This is a genomic window from Methanooceanicella nereidis (assembly GCF_021023085.1).
In the GTDB taxonomy this organism is placed as follows: Archaea; Halobacteriota; Methanocellia; order Methanocellales; family Methanocellaceae; genus Methanooceanicella; species Methanooceanicella nereidis.
Genome location: NZ_PGCK01000006.1, coordinates 72809 through 92753, shown reverse-complemented (window position 1 = coordinate 92753; position 19945 = coordinate 72809). Strand labels below are relative to the sequence as shown.

Annotated in this window: 15 protein-coding genes and 1 tRNA gene; 9 read left to right on the top strand and 7 right to left on the bottom strand. The window is 41.4% G+C overall.

Features of this window, described 5'->3' with window-relative positions; translation table 11 throughout:
- Both CUJ83_RS08445 and CUJ83_RS08440 read right to left on the bottom strand, forming a co-directional pair.
- Complete coding sequence (locus CUJ83_RS08445; protein ID WP_230741860.1) at positions 1–1899, bottom strand: site-specific DNA-methyltransferase; 1899 nt, start codon at positions 1897–1899, stop codon at positions 1–3.
- Between the two features lie 166 nt (positions 1900–2065).
- Entirely contained in the window at positions 2066–2962 is an 897-nt protein-coding gene (locus CUJ83_RS08440; protein ID WP_230741859.1) for a hypothetical protein, read from the bottom strand.
- A 255-nt stretch (positions 2963–3217) separates the two neighbouring features.
- Between CUJ83_RS08440 and CUJ83_RS15910 the strand changes: the two genes are divergently transcribed.
- The gene (locus CUJ83_RS15910; RefSeq protein WP_369423991.1) at positions 3218–3568 is read left to right on the top strand and encodes a transposase; all 351 of its coding nucleotides are present in this window, start codon (positions 3218–3220) and stop codon (positions 3566–3568) included.
- A gap of 373 nt (positions 3569–3941) precedes the next feature.
- Positions 3942–6446, top strand: a complete 2505-nt coding sequence (locus tag CUJ83_RS08435; RefSeq protein ID WP_230741858.1) for a hypothetical protein — start codon at positions 3942–3944, stop codon at positions 6444–6446.
- A 328-nt stretch (positions 6447–6774) separates the two neighbouring features.
- On the opposite strand, the gene CUJ83_RS08430 is transcribed toward CUJ83_RS08435, so the two are convergent.
- Together CUJ83_RS08430 and CUJ83_RS08425 are read right to left on the bottom strand one after the other, a co-directional pair.
- Positions 6775–7293 (bottom strand): DUF7000 family protein, encoded by a 519-nt coding sequence (locus tag CUJ83_RS08430; protein WP_230741857.1) that lies wholly within the window; start codon positions 7291–7293, stop codon positions 6775–6777.
- 321 nt (positions 7294–7614) lie between these two features.
- Positions 7615–7688, bottom strand: a tRNA-Thr gene (locus tag CUJ83_RS08425).
- A gap of 224 nt (positions 7689–7912) precedes the next feature.
- Between CUJ83_RS08425 and dph2 the strand changes: the two genes are divergently transcribed.
- The 5 genes from dph2 to pheT are packed head-to-tail and all read left to right on the top strand — an operon-like array spanning position 7913 to position 14407.
- Complete coding sequence (dph2, locus tag CUJ83_RS08420; protein WP_230741856.1) at positions 7913–8857, top strand: diphthamide biosynthesis enzyme Dph2; 945 nt, start codon at positions 7913–7915, stop codon at positions 8855–8857.
- A 49-nt stretch (positions 8858–8906) separates the two neighbouring features.
- The gene (endA, locus tag CUJ83_RS08415; RefSeq protein ID WP_230741855.1) at positions 8907–9965 is read left to right on the top strand and encodes a tRNA-intron lyase; all 1059 of its coding nucleotides are present in this window, start codon (positions 8907–8909) and stop codon (positions 9963–9965) included.
- 10 nt (positions 9966–9975) lie between these two features.
- Positions 9976–11238: a tryptophan--tRNA ligase gene (locus tag CUJ83_RS08410; protein ID WP_230741854.1), complete on the top strand. Its 1263-nt coding sequence runs from the start codon at positions 9976–9978 to the stop codon at positions 11236–11238.
- A gap of 20 nt (positions 11239–11258) precedes the next feature.
- The gene (pheS, locus tag CUJ83_RS08405) at positions 11259–12752 is read left to right on the top strand and encodes a phenylalanine--tRNA ligase subunit alpha (protein ID WP_230741853.1); all 1494 of its coding nucleotides are present in this window, start codon (positions 11259–11261) and stop codon (positions 12750–12752) included.
- The gene (pheT, locus tag CUJ83_RS08400) at positions 12740–14407 is read left to right on the top strand and encodes a phenylalanine--tRNA ligase subunit beta (protein ID WP_230741852.1); all 1668 of its coding nucleotides are present in this window, start codon (positions 12740–12742) and stop codon (positions 14405–14407) included. Before pheS ends, pheT begins: the two co-directional genes overlap by 13 nt.
- Positions 14408–15199: 792 nt before the next feature.
- On the opposite strand, the gene CUJ83_RS08395 is transcribed toward pheT, so the two are convergent.
- Both CUJ83_RS08395 and CUJ83_RS08390 read right to left on the bottom strand, forming a co-directional pair.
- Positions 15200–16900: an ATP-dependent DNA ligase gene (locus CUJ83_RS08395; protein WP_230741851.1), complete on the bottom strand. Its 1701-nt coding sequence runs from the start codon at positions 16898–16900 to the stop codon at positions 15200–15202.
- Positions 16901–17032: 132 nt separating this feature from the next.
- Positions 17033–17203: a hypothetical protein gene (locus tag CUJ83_RS08390; RefSeq protein ID WP_230741850.1), complete on the bottom strand. Its 171-nt coding sequence runs from the start codon at positions 17201–17203 to the stop codon at positions 17033–17035.
- 360 nt (positions 17204–17563) lie between these two features.
- On the opposite strand from CUJ83_RS08390, the gene CUJ83_RS08385 reads away from it, so the two are divergent.
- Positions 17564–18994, top strand: coding sequence for a tetratricopeptide repeat protein (locus CUJ83_RS08385; protein WP_230741849.1), 1431 nt, complete (start codon positions 17564–17566; stop codon positions 18992–18994).
- Positions 18995–19000: 6 nt separating this feature from the next.
- Here CUJ83_RS08385 and CUJ83_RS08380 read toward each other — a convergent pair whose 3' ends face one another.
- The gene (locus CUJ83_RS08380; RefSeq protein ID WP_230741848.1) at positions 19001–19222 is read right to left on the bottom strand and encodes a hypothetical protein; all 222 of its coding nucleotides are present in this window, start codon (positions 19220–19222) and stop codon (positions 19001–19003) included.
- A 301-nt stretch (positions 19223–19523) separates the two neighbouring features.
- On the opposite strand from CUJ83_RS08380, the gene CUJ83_RS08375 reads away from it, so the two are divergent.
- A complete protein-coding gene (locus CUJ83_RS08375) occupies positions 19524–19940 on the top strand; it encodes a 4Fe-4S dicluster domain-containing protein (protein WP_230741847.1) in 417 nt (138 codons plus the stop codon).
- Positions 19941–19945: the final 5 nt, after the last annotated feature.

The following is a 19945-nucleotide window of genomic DNA, read 5'->3' as shown; positions in this document are numbered from 1 at the left end:
TCAGATTAATTTAAGTCTACATTGTAAAGCCAAGTTAGCTGAAGCCGTGTCATTAAGAGCAATACTTCTGCAAATAAACAAATCATTTGCCTCAAGATTTAATAATTTAATAATATTGAAGTCAATGTTTTCTTCTAAACAGATATAGAAATATTGATTCTTTTCTACATCCTTTACCTTCCATACAAGTGCATTAACTCCCGTTATTTTTTCTATCTTTAAATTAAGGTCATATCCTTCCTTTAAAGCGACCTCATAAATAACATCTTCATTTCTACTGCCATCTATTATTGGATCATTAAACAATTCCATTTGTTTTATATATTTTTCAGCGTTCACATCATTTGATAAAGGTTGCCATTGCCTGAAGTTTGATTTAGATAGCTTAAATACTTTAAAACCTCTATCTTCATTTTTATTGAACGATTCTAAACTTGTCTGAGCATCCGATTCATTTAATTTTTTAATAACGCACATTAAACGTTCTTTACTTATTTCAGATATGGTCGGGAATTTATTGTTATTAGTGGGTTCAGGAAGTTGTACCATAATAAAACGTCTATTTCCCCCGTCATTTTGATTTAATTCTAAAACTGCATGTGCAGTCGTACAGGATCCCGCAAAAAAATCCATAACCAGGTTATTTTCATCTTTTACGGTTGCTATCTCAAGTATTCTCTTAATTAATCTAACAGGCTTTGGAGTATCGAATATTATATCTACATCAGGCATTAAACTCTTCAATTCCTGTTTTGCTTCCTGATTATCGCCACAATCATCTCTTCTCCACCATGTAGTAGGTACTATACCCTGCCGTACTTCAGATAAAAATCGTTTTATTCGCGGTACATTATCTCCTTTTTCACCAAACCAAATACGATTATCAGCTACCAATTCTTGGAATCGTTCTTTTGACACTCGCCAACAATAACCTTTTGGTGGATATACTATTCTACCAGATGGGGTTGTAATAGGATAATCATATGATTCAGAGTATGTCTTTACATCAAGACCTCCTGATGCCCAGTCTCCCCTTGGATCATTATCTGGATTTTTATATAATGCATCTTGTTTTGCTGTTCTCGGTAAAAGTTGCATATCCCAACCATTCGGATCATTCTTAGTCTCTTTAGCTTTTCGAGCATACACTAAGATATAATCATGAGTATCAGACAAGTACGTAGCATCATTTTGAGGACTTGCTTTCTTCTGCCACACAATACTGGCTATAAAGTTTTCTTCCCCATATATCTCGTTCATTATCATTCTCAAGTTATGTACCTCATGGTCATCTATGCTAACAAAGATAACACCATCTTCCGTTAACAATTGCCGGGCCAAAAATAATCGAGGATACATCATTGAAAGCCATGAAGAATGATAGCGACCATTTTTTTCTGGTTTACTTGTAAGTGCATTACCCATTGAATCTTTTTGTCCAGTATAAACTAAGTAAGAACCTAAAGGGTCCTTATAATTATCTTCATAAATAAAATCCGAACCAGTATTGTAGGGAGGATCAATATAAATAACCTTAACCATGCCAAAATACGATTTATATAAAAGTTTTAATACTTCAAGGTTATCTCCCTCAATAAAAATATTATTAGTCTTATTAAAATCTACGGATTCGCTCTCACATACCTTCAAAGTATTGATACTTGGAGTCTGCATAAGGCTAGTTGACTCATTCTTACCCGCCCAGGTAAAATAATATCTTTCCCTATTAGAATTAACGAATTCCCCTAACATTGTTTTTAACTTTTCGAAATCAATCTTCCCCTCAGAAAAAACTTCAGGGAATATGGACTTTAACGCCCTAATTTTTTCACAATCAATCTTATTTGATGAAACGTTAATTTTCTCGACTTTTATATTATCAACATGAGCTCCAACCATTTTATAGCCTACCTACGCATTAATTATACTTTTATAGATAAGGGTATTCCCTAATTTAATACTATTGATAATGTTTATTTCATAAATATTTAGTAGATTACCTCATATACATTGAAAGTAATTTATTAAATCAATATCTTCCGAAGATAATACTACAGCGTATCATCTATGAATCTATATTGAGTGTAGGAGTGTCTTCATTTATATTATCTTCAATCCATTTTTTAAGTTCATTACTAGAATTTAATATATTAGAGTTCGGCGGACCATTTTTATACTTTAGGCCCCTTTTACTCATACTAGAAATTACTGCAACCCCACATTTCCCTTCAGATCCGGAGACATCGCTGAATGTAACTAAAAATAGGGGGATATTAATTCTACTGGAAAAATATACCAATGGAAGCCAAGTCATATAGTCCCCCGGTCTTCTAAAAGTCCCCCTGAAAAAGTTATTTGGATCATAACTGGTTATAGCGAAAGATCTAGAATGACGTATTTCAATAATTGCAGATATGTTGCCTTCTTCATCAATAATTGCTCCATCAATGTTCCCTCCCCAGGCAACGCCTTTAGACTCTAGAACATTATCAAAAATTGTTTTATTTTGTAATGGTCTTGCTTCGAAAGTAGCCTTATACTGCTCTGTCCTCTTGCGTGAACTCCACCATTTAACAAACCCTTCGGAATCTAACGTTTCTTTTTTACTCAGTATTATAGACGTAGATTCCGATAAACTCTCAACTACTTCAAAAATATGAAATACATCGTTAGCATATACAATCACATATAATGGCCCTTCAAGAGCAGTCATTAAATAGTATTTATTTTCCAATTCACTAGGTTTAAAAAATGTATCAATATCGTCTAAAACCTCGGAATCATCAAGTTGTAGTGCTTCTATACCCGTAAGTGGAATATCAAACCGTCTAGTGATTAATTCCGATTCCATTGCTTGCTGATTACCACCAATTATTAACCCGCCAAGATCGCAAAAATTTATTTTTTCTTGTAGTTCAATCCATATAGTCGCACGATTTGCTTCAGTACTTCTTAATCTCATAAAAATATATAACGAATAAATAACATTATAAATATTTCATAGGTAATTAAAAAAAGTATATAGAGATATTATTAGGAATAACTATCTAATTAGAGGATGTGGCGTAATTAGATAAAAGTATTTGGGGCTTCTTGCCATAGGCGTTTTTATGTCCAATAAAAACGTTGTTATGGGCTTGCAGAAGCCCTATTCTTGTCTGGATTGCAGGTGTAAAATACATTCTGATGTTATTATTGCTGTGTTGGAAGCGGTTGATTGGGCTTCTTCAAGTTTCTTGAGAAGTGTAACTCTCGTGGCAGGCGTCCTGTTCATAGCAAGGTGGCTATGCTCAGGGCTTTATTATACCGGGATTTGATAAAGATCGGGAGTATTAGACAACTGGTAAAAGTCCTGGGGAGTGATAAAAATATTGTAAAAATTTTTGGTCTTAACAGTTTGCCTGACTATAGCCCTTTTAGCAAATTCAAAAAACTACTAAGCAAACACATTGACCGGATCACGACTCCTTTAAACAATATGGCCAGGCTTCCCAATCCAGATTCAGGATTCTTACCAACTCCCGAATATTATTTATCCTCGAGATTTCTTTGTAGACTAGAGCCTTGATCAACACCAATTTATTATGAAAACAAGGCCTTCCCCTTCGCTGCGTTCTTCTAAAAATCTGAACAAGGACAATCAACCGCTTCCAACAAACGAAGAGACACGTCAGAAACTATTTTAATATGACAATCAAAACACGAATAGGGTATCTGCAAAGCTAGACAAAGGTTTTTATTGGTCATAAAAACGACTAGACAAGATACCCCCAAATATTTTTCACCAAATTACGCAACACCCTCTTTATTATAGAAAACGATAAATGTGTAAATAAATTAATATAAAGGTATTGATAAGTTACTAATGGGTGGGTAATCGCTTATATAAAATTATTATGGATTTTAAAATAAATCCTACTTATATAATTTAAGCGTAAGCAATGTCAGAAATAAAAAATAAAGACAAAAAAATTGATCAATATTGGTATGAGAAAGAGATTAACTACGGACTGTTATCTGAACGCTGGAAAAGTAACGGTAAGAAACAACTAATATCTCGTCTTGAAACTTTCTCAATAGAAGAGTTAAAATCCATACATCAAATTTTAAATCTGGATCCACCAAAAATAATTGATGAAAAACATTATATAGAATCTATTATTGAATCAGAAAATGCATTAAAAGTATCATTATTATTTCTGTTCTTTGATAAATATGAAAAAAGTATCTTAGATTATTGTAATAGAATCTCAGAAATAGATAAGTCGCAAAATCTATTTATAAATCTGTTAATTTTATTCTTAAAACCTTCAAAAGACTACCTTCTTAACATATTTATCTATCATAATTGGAATGCAGCTTCGACTGGTACGATATATAAATGCAATGCGGGTCTACCTGGAGACATAACACAAAAGTTTTCAGAAGAAGCCTTTGCCTTTGCAAAAAAATTATCATCAAAAAATTGGTACATGGGTAAAAAGAAGATTCGGTTTATTGGTTCAACAGATTCAATATTTATTTTTGATAAACAAGTCGGAGATAGAGTATTTCAAACAACTTCGGGGCACAAGCGAATAAAACCTTCAAGATATCTACTTATAAAAGTACACCAACAGTATTTCGAAATACGCGAAGTAAGATCTAGAAGTGTTAAAATTTTGGAGAGCATCAAAAAAATAATCGAAACACAGTTTTCATTGGAACTTATCGATGAATCATTAACACCCACAAAAGGAAATTTAGAAACTTTTATAAATCGATTAAGGAATACGGACAAAAGTGATGAGTTTGAAATAATATCTTTAAAAGCAAAACACTCAAAACTTGATAAAGGTGTCCCTGTCGAAATCGATAATTTCGTAGGTGGAAGTGACATTTCAAAGGCAATAACCGAATTAGTCGATAGAGATATTATTATATTAAATAACCTATCAGACATTGATCAATTTACTGTAAGTTATTCAAAAACAAAAAGTAATGGAAAACGAAAAACTATAAAAATTCTTGAGAATGTGGATGGTACTGTAACATTAAAATTAAATAACAAAGAATTGAAAGACGATGAGCGTCAAGATTTTTCAACATTATTTACGCAAAGATTTGGAATTGGGTTAAATATCCCTCTTGATCCCACTCACTTAATGGCTACCCAAAAACACGTATTTGATTTTTTACTATCAGAAGAACATATAGATAATCCTAGAAAATTTCAAATGGATGCTATCCAAAAACTTATGGAACTTGGTATAATAACTACAAATAACGAGTATCAATTAAAATGCACTAATTGTGGGCATAAGATGTATTCTCATCAAGAAATAAATTATTGTCGAGACTGCGATTCACGGACATATGTATTAAAAGAAGTTGTCCAACTCAAAGTTTCAGAAAGAGGAACACGTAAATTTTTACAGAATATTTTTGCGAAAAGTACTAAAGTTATAGGATGGAATGATAGAGTATTTACTATAAAGAAAACTGATTTTAAAGTTAATGAAATATTACTTAATAACAAACCAGTTTTTGTTCATTTAAACTCAACCCGAGTTAATAAAAATATTCTTGAATATTTAGTAAAATCAGGATTACCTATTCTTTTTGTGAATATTTCTCATATCGTTAATACTTCCGATATGGAAGAGCAACTCTTTGAACAAATAAGTCTAAGCGATATTGTAATAAATGAAGATTTATGTTTAAATGGAATAGAGGATCGTCTTGAACGTTTACAGGCTTATTCATTAGATAAAATTTTTAGAGCTGCGCGCGTATCATATAATTCGCTTAATAAAAAAATATCACAACCTGATAAATATCAACCAAAAGAGTTTGAAACTGATGTATTTAATATATTAAAACAAATTTTCCCAAGTGCTTATAAAGCTGGAGGGAAATTCGTTCCGGAAGGCTTTGTTGGTATAGAGTACGAAACTGATAAAAAATATAAGCGAGTATTTGAGTGGGATTGTAAGCTTGCTCAGAAAGATACTTATAATCTCGACCAAAGCGAAATTGATAAGGCTTGGAGATATATCCGTGCAACACTTAATTCTGAGGAATTAAAAAATTTCAACAAACAACTGAACAATTATATTATTATTTCTAATTCTATAGACCCTAAAGTATTCCAAAATTTTGCAGCTGCATTAAATCGAAAAAAATTATGGCACGGAAAAAGAAACGTAGTGCTATTCCATACTGATGCTTTAATTGAATTACACAAACAATATAGTCAACACCAAACAGATTTAATGTATAAGCCTAACTTGTTCTATGAGGAATTTTTCAAGCTACTTGATAAAATAGACAAAGAGTCAATATACTCAGATATTGATAAAACAAAAATATCCGAGTTATTCAACATAATTAGAAGCAAACCCTTTGAAAACCGTGTGTTAGATGCCGCAAAGGTTGAAGCACATCTAATAAAAGACGTAGATTAGTTCATGATTTAAATAATTATTGTATCAGTCAGAATATATACAAAATAAACTGTTTTATATTAAACGATTAATCTATATAATAAAATAAATAGGGTATAGGGAAATTATAGCGAATAAATAATATTAACCTCTAGATATGTAGTAAATTATATATTAATCATCTGGGGTTAGATATTTATAAATTTAGTTTTATGTATCATCCCGAAAAATGAAGTAAATCGATTAATCGACTATATGGTTTATAAAAGAAAGAGCTACGGAGAGATTTTAACTCAGGATTTGCTGATTACAATTTTTTGTTTGTTAAAAAGAAATAGCATTATCAGAGTTAGTTTTTAAGTTTAGATAGGAAGTCCTCAACATCCTTAATAAATTTCAATGTCCCTCTTTCTATTTGCTTTGTTAACGTATCCAGATCACTAAAATCCGGGTTTTCAACTAAAACATACTCTATAATAGAATCAACGCCTTTTGTCGTCGATGGAATGCTGTATTTATTCCAATCACTTTCTTTAAACAGTTTCCAGTATTTCGTTTGAACCTGTTTATTATATCCTGCTAACCAGACTTCAAATCTACATGTGTCATGAATAAAAACTATCGCAACTTTCAATTTTCGATTTTTTAATGATTCCGGGAAGAAGGAAAAATACGTCATATCCATATATCCCTGATAAATACTCCCCGATACGATATGATCAGGATATTTATTTTCAAAATATGTCCTCAATCCCAGAATATATTCCATCAATCCTCTATATGCCTCTTTGATATCTCCTTTCTCCATCTGTTTTTTATATTCATCCATATATTCATGGAATGGTCTAGCTTTCTTAATTTCCGGCATGATTTCAAACTCTAAATATTAATATTTCAGTCGCTCTTTTAACAATTGCTATAACAAATTCATACCGGCTGAGCTTGCTTAAAACATAACTGTTTATATGATAGCTGCTCGTAGAACTTTATAAAATCCTATAGTTAGCATAAGAGGCCAAATATAGATGGTTTTGTTTGTCAGTACCTGGAAATAAGCACATAAGACAAATAGGGACCTATTTTATTTCACAGGAAAACTTTTTATCAAAAAGTTTTCCGCTAGCCTTTCAAAAACTTTTTACGGTAGCGACTCCTTCGGAGTCGCAAAATTGGATAATTAAATAAAGAGAGCCCCCGGCGAGATTTGAACTCGCGGCCTGCTGATTACAAGTCAGCCGCTCTGCCAGGCTGAGCCACAGAGGCATATGTCAACAAACAACGAAGCGCCATATTTCAGACGCACCCGATATAATGTCAAAACTCCATTATAAAGGTTACTGTTGAACACCGCGCAAACTACTCTTAAAGCTAGACAAAAAGCGGTGAACCTATATACCATACAAAAACATTAGTAAACACGACAAAGGCTCGCCTTTAATAGCATCATTTATTAAATAAATCAAATACAAAATAAAAGTGTTGAAACAATGTTCGATATAGAAGAGATCATATCAGTCATAAAAGACCGCCAAGCAACCTCGGCAGGACTTCAATTCCCCGAAGGCCTGAAAAGAAAAGGCCCCGAGATCGCAAAAGAAATAGAAAAAAGGACCGGCATAACCGTCATCATTTCCGGAGACCCCTGCTACGGAGCCTGCGATATAGACGAAGACCTGCTCGAAATGGTAGACGTAATGTTCCACTTCGGCCACTCCCGGCTGCTGGACGACGACCGCGTCGTATACATAGAATACTACCACGAAGTAGACGTGAACAACGCAGTAGAAGCGGCATTACCATTACTGGGCCATAAAGTCGGCGTAGTGACCACAGTCCAGCACATCCACATGATGGACAGGATCATAGAGCTGCTAAAAAAGGCAGGCAAGGAGCCAGTGATACAAAAAGGCGACACACGCATCGCCTATCCCGGCCAGGTCCTGGGATGCAACTTCACGTCCGCCCCAAAGGACGTAGACACCATACTATTCATCGGCACCGGCAACTTCCACCCCATGGGGATCAGGCTATCTGCAAAGGTCCCGGTCGTGGCGGCAGACCCGTTCACAGGCGAGGCCCGTATCGTAGACGTAGAGAAGATAATGCGCCAGAGATACGCGGTAATAGCAAAGGCCATGGACGCAAAGAAATGGGGCATCATAATAGGCATGAAATCCGGGCAAAAAAGGCTTGAGCTGGCACAGCAGCTTAAAGGGCTCGCAGAGGACGCAGTCCTTATATCGATACGAGAGATATCCGCGGACCGGCTTTTATCGTTCAAAGTGGATGCATATGTATCGACTGTCTGCCCAAGAGTAGCCATCGACGACGCGGGCCGTTTTCCCGTTCCCGTGCTCACTCCCGTAGAGTTTGAGATACTTAAGGGACTAAGAAAGTGGGAAGACCTTGTGTTCGACGAAATAAAGGACTGACAAACATTTTTTATATTATTACCTATAAGTGTAACCAAAAGATGATGGCATGATAGGGACATTAAAAGGCGACAGGGTAGCCCTCGGCAAAGAATCCATAGACGAGTTATATAACACCCTCTACTATGGAAGACTAAAGGAGAACGAGTTAGAATTAGCTTTAGTCGAGGCAGCCTATCTTCTGGACAGGGATAAGATCTCCGTCGAGCATGAAGGCAAAAAGCTGAGCTTTAGAGACTTCTTTATCATCGCCTCGCAGGCACAGGAATATTTTGAGCTGAAATATATCGTATACAGGGATCTCCGCGAAAGAGGCTATTACGTACAGCCGAGCGTCACGGACTTCCGCATATACCCGAGAGGCGGAAAGCCAAACGTGAGCCCGTCAAAATATTTCATGCACGTGGTAACAGAAAGAAAGCCGATGCCGATGCAGCAGCTCGTATCTAATTTACAGGCTGCAGTGAATGTCCGCAAGGAAATGATCCTCGCCATAGTGGACGAGGAAAGCGACATAACGTACTACGGCGTCAAGTTCAACAACCTGAAAGGCGGCATGGGAGAGCTAAAAGTGCCGTCAGTCCCGGGAGCGGCAACGTTTCTCGAGGACCGTGTCGTCATATGGGACACGGAGCTTTCAAAGTTCCTTCACAATAACGGCTTCCACGGAAACATGCTGGACGATAAAAGGCTTCAGCTATCGCTTGTCGAGTCGGCATACCTTTTATCGACCGGCAGGCTCGAAGTCCTGGACTCTGCCACAGGAAAGCCCCTTGAGATAGGGGATTTCATAGAGAAGGCATCCAGGATAGAAGAGTTGTTCGAGGGTAAGCTTAAGGTATATACTGACCTAAGAAACAGAGGTCTTGTGGTCAAGACAGGCTTCAAGTTCGGAAGCAACTTTAGAGTCTATGAAAAGGTTGAGTCGGCGGAAAAGATACCCCACTCAAAATTCCTCGTCGATTCGGTCGGGGCGGGCCATGTTTTCCAGCTCCAGGACATGTCGAGGTCTATAAGACTGGCTAACAGCGTAAGGAAAGAGATGGTATTCGCGTTCGAAAAGAACGGCGAGATACAGTATTTCAGTCTCGGACGTATAAAATTATAGGAAGATAGCGATGAACGAAGAATTCAAGGTCACGCCGTGGGACGTCACAGGAAAAGTTGACTATAAGAAGCTGATAGAGGATTTCGGCACCGAGCCGATAGACGACGAGCTTCTTGCGAGATGGGAGCGACTGACGGGCAGCATACCCATGATGATGCAGAGGAAGATATTCTTCTCGCACCGCGACCTGAAATGGCTGCTTGACAGGTATGAGGCCGGGGAAAAGTTTGTGCTTTATACGGGCAGAGGCCCTTCGGGACATACGCATTTAGGCCACCTGATGCCCTGGATGTTCACGAAATACCTGCAGGACGCCTTTGACGCGCCGCTATATTTCCAGATGACCGACGACGAGAAGTTCATGTTCAAGCAGGATTTGTCGCTCAAGGAAGCGAAGTCTTTCACTTATGAGAACACGCTTGACATCATCGCGTTAGGGTTTGACCCGAAGAAGACTAAGATATTCTCGGACGTAGAGTACATCAAGACTCTCTATCCTATAGCCATAGAGGTGGCCAAGAGAGTGACCTTCTCGACGACAAAAGCAGTTTTCGGCTTTGACAACAGCACCAACATAGGTCTTATCTATTTCACTTCAATGCAGTCCGCTCCGGCATTCCTGCCGTCGATAGAGGCGGGCAAGAACATACCGGTACTGATACCGCATGCAATTGACCAGGACCCGCATTTCCGCATTACCAGGGACGTAGCGCCGAAGATAGGGTACTACAAGCCCGCTTCGATACACTGCACGTTCCTGCCGAGCCTCGCAGGGTCGGACAAGATGTCAGCGTCAAAGCCCGAGACGACGATATATACTGTCGACGAGCCAAAGGTCATTAGAAAGAAGATCATGAGCGCGTTCACCGGAGGCCGCGTCTCCATACAGGAACAAAAGGAGAAAGGCGGAGAGCCGGGCGTCTGCGCAATATTCCAGTATTACTATTACCTGTTCGAGCATGACCCGCAAAAACTGAGCGAGCGCGAGCAAAAATGCATGCGCGGAGAGATCATGTGCGGCGAATGCAAGCAGGACCTCGCTGACCGCGTTGTAAAGTTCCTGGAGAAGCACCAGGAAAAGCGCGAGCAGGCGAGAGATAAGATCCACGACTTCGTCGTAAGCGACTACAGCGCGGCCTATGATAAGCTAAAGAGGCCGCAGGATAAGAAAGAGGTAGCAAAGCTAAAAAAGACGATGAAGCAATATTATAGTGTTAAAGAGGGAGAGAGCATCCACATCAAGAACATCAAAGAGCTGGATGAGAATCGCTAATCATAGAAGGGATCAGGGTTATGGATCTGTCTTATAACGAGAAAATCGTCCTGAAGGCCATCGGCGAGAAAGAGATCAACGCCGTCGAACTGGCCGATATGACGGGCCTGAAGGTTGAGACCGTCGTCCATGCGGCTTCAATTCTTGCAGAAAAAGGCCTGGCGGACTTGAAGGAAGAAGTAAAGTCATGGTTTGAGCTTACCTGGGAAGGAAAGAAATATGCAGTGGAAGGATTGCCCGAGCGCGTCATCCATGATAAGCTGCCGGCAGAGGGCATGTCGCTTAACGATGTTAAAAAAGAGTTCCCGCCGCAGTTAGTCAACATCGCCATAGGCTGGCTCAGGCAAAAGTCCTGGGCTAAGTTCGAAAAGAAGGACGGCGACACCATACTCATACCGCTGGACGCACCGCAGTCAAAGGACGAGAAGCTGCTTGAATGCTTAAGCCATGAGAAGTTTGACGGCGACCTGTCCGAATACAAGAAAGAGCTCAAGGACCTCCTGAAGCGTAACCTTATCGAGGAGAAAGAGAAAAAGGAACGGATCATCGTCATCACGTCAGAAGGCTTGAAGCTCAAAGAGGCCGGCATCGAGATCACAGAGGAGATAGGCCAGCTTACGCCGGAGATGATAATGACCGGCGCATACGCGGGTAAATCCTTCAGGAAGTTCGACGTGGACAAGCCCGTACAGATGGAGTACGGCGGCAGGAAACATATCCTCAGGATGGGGATGGACAAGGTCAAGCGCACACTCATAGAGATGGGCTTCAAGGAAATGGAAGGGCCCATGGTCGACGCCGAGTTCTACGTGAACGATCTCCTGTTCATGCCGCAGGACCACCCTGCGAGGACACACTGGGACCAGTTCAACCTGAAGTTCCCCCAGTACATCAATTATCTGCCTGAAGACCTGATAAAGAAAGTTGCGCAGATACACCTGGACGGAGGCGACACAGGATCTCTAGGCTGGAACTACCAGTGGGACGAGATGATCGCTAAGAAACTTGTGCTGAGAGGGCACACGACATCCGTGACAGCCAGATACCTTGCGAAATACAAAACGCCTCCGCAGAAGTTCTTCTCCGTCGAAAAAGTGTTCAGGAACGACACTATTGACGCCACTCACCTGCTAGAGTTCTTCCAGATAGAAGGCTGGATAATGGACCACAATCTTAACATTAAAGAGCTGATGGGCACTTTCAAGGAATTCTACGCCCGCATGGGCATAACGGTGCTCAAGTTCAAGCCGACCTACAACCCGTACACCGAGCCGAGCCTTGAGATATACGGCAGGCATCCCCGCACTAACAGGTGGATAGAGGTAGGTAACTCCGGAATGTTCCGTGAAGAGATGCTCGCCCCCTACGGAATAGACTGCGACGTGGTCGCGTGGGGACTTGCGCTTGAACGGCTTATGATGATATTGTACGGCTATGAAGATATAAGGGACCTGCACGGTCCTCTTTGCGATATTAACTTCCTCAGGAGCGTGCCTGTGATATGGCGACAGTGACATTTAATTTCCCGGACCTTGTTAAGCTTGTAGGCAAGGATGACCTAACTCTGGACAAAGTCCGCGAGGACCTTTTTGAGCTCGGGCTTGAGACAGAGGCCATCGAAGGCGACGAAGTGACATTCGAGGTCACCAGCGACCGCGCCGACCTTTTAAGCGAGGAAGGCATCGCCATGATGCTCCGCGCGTTCTACGGCTTACAGACCGGCATGATAATGCCCGAGATACACAGTTCCGACTATACGCTAGTTGTCAACAGGGAAGTCGAAGATATAAGGCCGTACATAACCGGCGCCATAGTCAGAGGCGTTCATTTCACCGACGAGTCGATCAAGTCGATAATGCACCTGCAGGAGAAGCTTCACGGCACTTTCGGCAGGAGAAGAAAGAAAGGCGCTATCGGTGTACACGACCTGTCAAAGATCAAGGGTAAGACCATCCATTACCGCGGAGTCCCGAAGGATTCGGTAAAATTCGTGCCCCTTCAAAGCAACGAATTAATGACACCCGCAGAGGTCATGCAAAGGCATGACAAAGGTAAGGATTACGGATATGTCCTTGAGGGCAAAGAGATGGTGCCGCTCATATACGACGATGACGGAGTCTTCTCGTTCCCGCCCATCATTAACTCGAAGCGGACCGAGGTCTCCATTGACACGACAGAGCTCCTGATAGAGCTTACCGGCGAAGACATGAGGACTATCGACTACATGCTCAACATAGCGCTTTATTCATTATCCCTGAGAGGAGCTAAGATCTACAGCGTTACTGTCAAGTACCCGGATAAGGACCTCCCGAGGCCGGATTTCGGCGTACGCGAGATGCGCATGGATGTAGAATACATAAACCGCATCCTCGGTCTCGGCCTGATGTCCAACAAGATAAGCGAACTTCTGTTGCGGATGGGCTTCGGCATAAAGGAGGTCAAGGATGACTACCTGGTCGTCCAGATACCGCCATACAGGGCCGATATATTGCACAAGCGCGATATTGTGGACGATGTCGGCAGGGTTTACGGTTACAACAATATTACACCGTCATACCCCAACACGCCGTCCATAGGAAAGCTCACTGAGAGGAATAAGCTAGGCGACGCGGTAAGAGAGGTAATGATCGGGCTAGGATGCCAGGACACTCTCAATTTCATCCTCATAGGAAAAGACGAGATCACCACAAAGATGGGCCAGACGAATACCAATAATATCGTCGAGATCTCGAATCCCTATGCCGAACAGTACAACGTCGTGAGGACATGGCTTACGCCGTCGCTCATGATAGTCCTGTCGAATAACCTGCACCGCGAATACCCGCAGAACATCTTCGAGGTCGGAGCCGTCGCTCATATCGATGACACTACTGATACTGGTGTGTTTGAAGAGGATCATGTCGCATGCGCGTTATGTTACTCGAAAGCAGGGTTTAACGAGGTAAAGGCAAAGCTTCAGGCTTTATGCTTCAACTTCGGGCTTGCCGATAAGCTCAGCACGCCGCCTGCTAGCGATCCGACGTTCATTGATGGCAGATGCGCGGAGATCGTTATCGGTGATAAAAGGGCAGGCATTATCGGGGAAGTACGCCCGGAGGTCTTGAAGAACTGGGGTATTGAGATGCCGGTAGCAGTGTTCGAAATGGAAGTATCCGCCCTTAAAAATTAAGGGTGGCTGTTCTATTTTTTTTGCAAGGCATTATTGTATACTTGCTGATTTTCAATAATGATAGATACTATTTTTTCACCACAAAGGACACAAGGGTAATCAAGGTACACTAGCTTAACCACAAAGGACACAAGGGTAATCAAGGTACACTAGCTTAACCACAAAGGACACAAGGGTAATCAAGGTACACTAGCTTAACCACAAAGGACACAAGGGTAATCAAGGTACACTAGCTTAACCACAAAGGACACAAGGGTAATCAAGGTACACTAGCTTAACCACAAAGGACACAAGGGTAATCAAGGTACACTAGCTTAACCACAAAGGACACAAGGGTAACCAAGGAACACAAAAATTTTTAGAAAGACTTATTGGAGTTAATATAACTTTAAGATCATACCTCCAAGTTATAATTATAATATTAAAAAAGGGAAAAATTGCGACATCATATTTGAATTAACTATTTTAAAAAATTTTTGTGTTCCCTGGTTGCCTTTGTGTCCTTTGTGGTGAGATACCGTGTGTCTTAGTAACCTTCGTGTACTTTGTGGTGAGAGCTAGTGGACCTTTGTTGCCCTTGTGTACTTTGTGGTGAGATACCGTGTGCCTTAGTAACCTTCGTGTACTTTGTGGTGAGAGCTAGTGGACCTTTGTGTCCTTTGTGGTTGTTGCATTTTGTATTTTAAAATCTTTTAAATAATAACTATGCAAGAAAAGGTTATTACGACAACAAAAAAAGTTATAATCGAAGAATAAAAATTTTTACAAAATAACTTCAAATCATTTGCTTTTCTACGGCGTCCCTTTGTCTCTACGCTCGTATCTTTGCTGGATATTATAAATATTCATGACCCTTGAGAAGCTGTTGACTTCCTCCGGGTTCAGGTCATCCCTTATCCTAACAAGCCTCGGGAACCTCAGAGCATACCCGCTTGAATACACCGGGCTCTTCTGGATCTCCTCGAACTTCACTTCAACGATGATCTCCGGACTGACATCGATGATCCTTTCATGCTCACCGATCTTAAGGGGCTTCAGTCTTTCAGTGATATCCTCAAGCTGCTCGTCCGAGAAACCGCTGGCGACCTTCCCGAACACAACATACTGCTCGCTCTCCTCGTCAAAGGCCGCGACCTCGAAAGACGTAAGCCATCCGGCTTTACGGCCATGGCCCCATTCTGCCGAGACTATCGCGAGGTCAAGAGTATCCAGTGCAGACTTGATCTTGACCATCTTTTTACCCCTCATTCCGGGAGTATAAGTAGCTTCAAGGTCTTTCGCCATCAGTCCTTCGTTACCGCCCTGGACAGCCTCGTTAAATAATATCCTGGCCTTTTCCGGGTCGCTCGTGATCATCGCAAGGGCTACGCTGCATTCGCTATTTAGCGGCTCGATAATATTTTCAAGCGCTATTCTGCGTTTTTTAAACGGCTCATCGATCATGCTTTTACCGTTAACGTAAAGCACGTCAAAAGGCCTCAGGTAGAGCGGGTATTTTTTCTGCGTCTCCTCGACCTTATAGATACGCCTCAGCCTTGTAAGAATATTCTGGAATGGTATGGGGCGTCCGCTGGAAGCGTCGATGGCAATACACTCGCTGTCAAGTATCGCCGAATCAGCTTTCACGCTCCTGTTCACGTAGGTCACTATTTCCGGAAGGGCCTCCGTCAGGTCTTCCAGCCTTCTGGAATAAAGCTTTACCTTATCTCCCTGTTTATGTATCTGAAGGCGTGCGCCGTCATACTTGGTCTCGAAGTCCGCGATCCCGCCCATGGCTTCCATGGCTTCCTCGATGCTCGCAACGTTCTGGGCAAGCATCGGCCTTACCGGCCTCATGGGTTTGATGCTGATACTCTCAAGGCCTTCCTTTCCTTCGGTTTTCGCTATCCTTGCGCTCTCGCCAAGGTCGCTAGTCAGCATGCTCGCCCTTCTCACAAGGCTTGCGTCGACGTTAAAAGCTTTAGCTATGGCTTCTTCCATCACGCCTTCTTTAGCGCCGGACAAAACATATTCGATAGTAAGGCTGACAATATAGTGTGCCTCCTTCGGGTCAGCCCTGCGAAGTATGCCCATTAGTGTTTTCTGTTTCTTAGTGGCCGAGCCGGTCCCGGACATTTCGGAGAGCGAGACAAAAGTATCATAAAGCTCCCTGACCGTGATGTCCTCGGGTGCAAAAAATGTCTGCTGCGCTTTTTTCTGGAACATCTCTTCCGCTGTTATACCAAGATGTCCTGTATGTTTATAGCTCTCGATGACCTTTGGTTCGCTGTTATAGGATACGGATGAAATGATCTTTACCATCGACTGGCTGGCTATCCCGATCTTTCTTTCGTCCCACGTGGGAAATATCTTACCTGTACAAAAATTTACTATAATTGGCAGGTCATCCGCGGGCACGTCCTTTATGAAATCGGCCAGTATTGCCGTTTTTTCAAGCCTGCTGGATGTTTTTTTAAGCCTCTCGAAAACTTCAACTAACTCTTTAAATAACATCGGGATCACTTTAAGCTGTGACAGTTTATACAGCGTATTGAATCTTATAATTTTTTAAACGGATCTGTCAAAAAGTTTAAAAAATTTACATTTATATTATATAGTAAATATTAAAAATAGTTTTTGTGCATATCACTGGGTTGTTTCAATGAGCTGGGACCCTTTGATATTGATAAATCCGTAATGTTTTTGCGCAAGAAGGGCTCTTCCCATGACAAAGCTTTTAACACAGCATTCGCTGGCGTCGCTGTCAAACCATGCGCATCTTTCCTTGATACAATCCTTGGATAGGTCCTTTGTCATAGGACACTTTGTAGAAATCACTATACTTAACCCCCCTTTAGTTGCCGGTCAATTTATTGCAAATTAACCAACTAATAATTAATTCAATTTATACTATTTATATGTGTGTAAAACTTCAGATGTGAAATATAATTGGCGAAACGCTTAAGTAAAGGTCTTATAAAAGGGTTTTTCTTCGTTATTTGAGAAAATATTTTAGTGTTTTTGTGTTTCTGTGACATTAGTATCTACTGCCATCCGAAAGGAACAACACAAAAAACATCATCCACATAAACGTAAAAAAGTCAAAAATATTTACTAATCCCTTTATGAAAAAGTCATGCTCTAAAAGGCTTATATATACCAAGCCCTATAACTAAAATGATACGAATGGACGCCAGCAAATCCCAAAAAATAGCCGGCAGGCGCTTCCAAAACGGTAATTATCTGCTATCGATGAAAAAGTACCCTGCCGCAAGAAAAGAGTTCAGTGTCGCACTCAAGATCTATGAGAGGCTTGGATCATACAAAGAGATGTCAGAGACTTTGAACAATATCGGCATCACGTTCATCAAGGACGGGAAGGCTGCCGATGCAAAGGAAAATTTTGAGAGTTCGTATCTGATAAAGAAGGAGCACCCCAACGGCTCAAAGGAGTCGCTTTTTAACACCATCTATAATCTGCTGGGCGTAGGCAGCGTGATGGACGTAGACGATTACGAAAAATATTTTATCGAGTTCAGGTCCCTCGGCGAGGAGCTCGGCGGTGAATTTATGGACATCGTCGTAAAAGAGCAGCCCGTCTACGACCGCATAGTTGAGGCACGCGTAAAAGAGCTACAAATAAAACAGGAAGAGGAGCTGGCGCGGACTTCGGCTGCCGGCGCGCTTGAGCATCTTATCAGATCAGGACTTCCATGTATGGTGAGAGTAAGGTTCCTGCTTCACGGCTTTGCCATTGACATCAATGAGCCGTTCATGTTCAAGGAGCACGGGAAACATGTCCGGATAATAAGCATAAAGCCTATAGAGCAAAATATCGACGACAGCCTCGTAGAGCCCGTATCCATGGGCGAGATGGAATTCGAGGCAGGCTACGATACAGTGAGAAGATCCATCGAAGCTGCTTCGTCGGAGGGCGACCGTATCCTGGAAGTATGTCCTGCAGGCGTCGAGGAAGAGGCCTTTGACCATGTTAAGAAGTTCATGAAGGCCATAGCCATAGTACGGGAAGATCTGAGCTTATCCATCAGTAAAAAGTATTTCGCGGTAAGATCGCTTGAGGTCATTAACGCTTTCGGCGATCCGGTCGAAGCGTATCATGTCGTGTCGACAAAGCCTGTGGTCCCCCTGACATTGACGACAGAGGATGCCATGCTCGTCAATATGTTATTGTCCTCGGGTGAAGACGTCTTATACAAATCTTTACTTCTGAACGCTAAACGCCTGCTTGACGAGGAACATTATGATCTATGCGTCCTTGATTCTATCCTCGGGATGGAGTCTTTCCTGGACGTTCTCTTTAAGCGAACGTTCCCGGAAAGCGATTTGAATGAATATAATTCCATATCCGGGGTGACGCTGTACGACCGTTTAAAGCTGCTGAAAAAGCTTATCAGCGGCGTGCATGACAGCGAGGGGAAAATGGAGCTGTACCTTGGCGATATCGGAAGGGACCTTGACGATATCCTGAAATATTATGATAATATCCTTAAAAACGGAAGCGACGACATTCGGGCTTATGAGGCCGGAAAGTCGCTAAAGACTGTTAACAGGGTGATATACAATCTAAAATCGTTATACGGCATATGAGCCGTATTACCTTAAGGTTATTTTTTGCATTGCCCTGACGACGCCGGTACAAAACCGCTCGACGCAAGTCTGGGACGGCTCGTCGTGAGAATTCATGCTTCCCTCGATAGCGTTCCTTACTTTATCGCAATTATACTCGGACGGCGCGAAATGCGACATCGATAAGCCGATTGCACAGGTCAGGAACGATGCGGTATAAATGCAGTCGATTAAGCTAATCTCTATCATTGATGGTTACTCCGTGGTCAGGAAATTCTTCTTTTTCAATATTTTGCGAAAATTCCGAATATTTATGAGATACCGGGCTTCTCGCGCCAGCTTTTGCTTATTTATCTATTATTACCCACAACATATTGATTATATATAGATTAGCTTACATTTTTGAAATTATTTGGTTGAAATTTCAATATTTTGAGCGGGCACTTTAGTTTTCGCATTAATCGTAGAATAATGTTTTATCCCTGACTTTTTAAAAAAATAATACATCGATTTTTTCGAAACGGTCAAGCGGCAGTGGAGATGGATATTAATGAGCAGGCTGACTAAAAATGATGACGTTTGCATATCATGCCACAGGTGCGAGGCAATATGTGCATGGGTCCATGATATCGTTTTCAATCCTCGAAGAGGCAGGGTCATAGTCGACCTTGACTATCCGGACGAGCACAACATACGCATATGCATACAATGCGGAAGATGTGCGGATGCATGCCCTATGGAAGCCATCTATGAGGATTATACCATAGTTACGACAGGAGAGCGCGGTATCTTCATACTGGACGAGGATAAATGCACTGGGTGCGGTAAATGTATAGAGGCCTGTCCGACAGAGGTGCTTCAATACTACCCGGACCGTAAGATGCCAAGAAAGTGCGATTTTTGCCAGGGCCAGCCAATGTGCGTTAAATATTGCCCGACGAACGCGATCGGCTGGGTTCTGGGGTGATTAAT

What these genes read in the sequence shown, in the direction of transcription:
- CUJ83_RS08445 (WP_230741860.1), bottom strand. Translation starts at nt 1,899, where the DNA reads ATGGTTGGAGCTCATGTTGATAATATAAAAGTCGAGAAAATTAACGTT.
- CUJ83_RS08440 (WP_230741859.1), bottom strand. Translation starts at nt 2,962, where the DNA reads ATGAGATTAAGAAGTACTGAAGCAAATCGTGCGACTATATGGATTGAA.
- CUJ83_RS08435 (WP_230741858.1), top strand. Translation starts at nt 3,942, where the DNA reads ATGTCAGAAATAAAAAATAAAGACAAAAAAATTGATCAATATTGGTAT.
- CUJ83_RS08430 (WP_230741857.1), bottom strand. Translation starts at nt 7,293, where the DNA reads ATGCCGGAAATTAAGAAAGCTAGACCATTCCATGAATATATGGATGAA.
- dph2 (WP_230741856.1), top strand. Translation starts at nt 7,913, where the DNA reads ATGTTCGATATAGAAGAGATCATATCAGTCATAAAAGACCGCCAAGCA.
- endA (WP_230741855.1), top strand. Translation starts at nt 8,907, where the DNA reads ATGATAGGGACATTAAAAGGCGACAGGGTAGCCCTCGGCAAAGAATCC.
- CUJ83_RS08410 (WP_230741854.1), top strand. Translation starts at nt 9,976, where the DNA reads ATGAACGAAGAATTCAAGGTCACGCCGTGGGACGTCACAGGAAAAGTT.
- pheS (WP_230741853.1), top strand. Translation starts at nt 11,259, where the DNA reads ATGGATCTGTCTTATAACGAGAAAATCGTCCTGAAGGCCATCGGCGAG.
- pheT (WP_230741852.1), top strand. Translation starts at nt 12,740, where the DNA reads ATGGCGACAGTGACATTTAATTTCCCGGACCTTGTTAAGCTTGTAGGC.
- CUJ83_RS08395 (WP_230741851.1), bottom strand. Translation starts at nt 16,900, where the DNA reads ATGTTATTTAAAGAGTTAGTTGAAGTTTTCGAGAGGCTTAAAAAAACA.
- CUJ83_RS08390 (WP_230741850.1), bottom strand. Translation starts at nt 17,203, where the DNA reads ATGACAAAGGACCTATCCAAGGATTGTATCAAGGAAAGATGCGCATGG.
- CUJ83_RS08385 (WP_230741849.1), top strand. Translation starts at nt 17,564, where the DNA reads ATGATACGAATGGACGCCAGCAAATCCCAAAAAATAGCCGGCAGGCGC.
- CUJ83_RS08380 (WP_230741848.1), bottom strand. Translation starts at nt 19,222, where the DNA reads ATGATAGAGATTAGCTTAATCGACTGCATTTATACCGCATCGTTCCTG.
- CUJ83_RS08375 (WP_230741847.1), top strand. Translation starts at nt 19,524, where the DNA reads ATGAGCAGGCTGACTAAAAATGATGACGTTTGCATATCATGCCACAGG.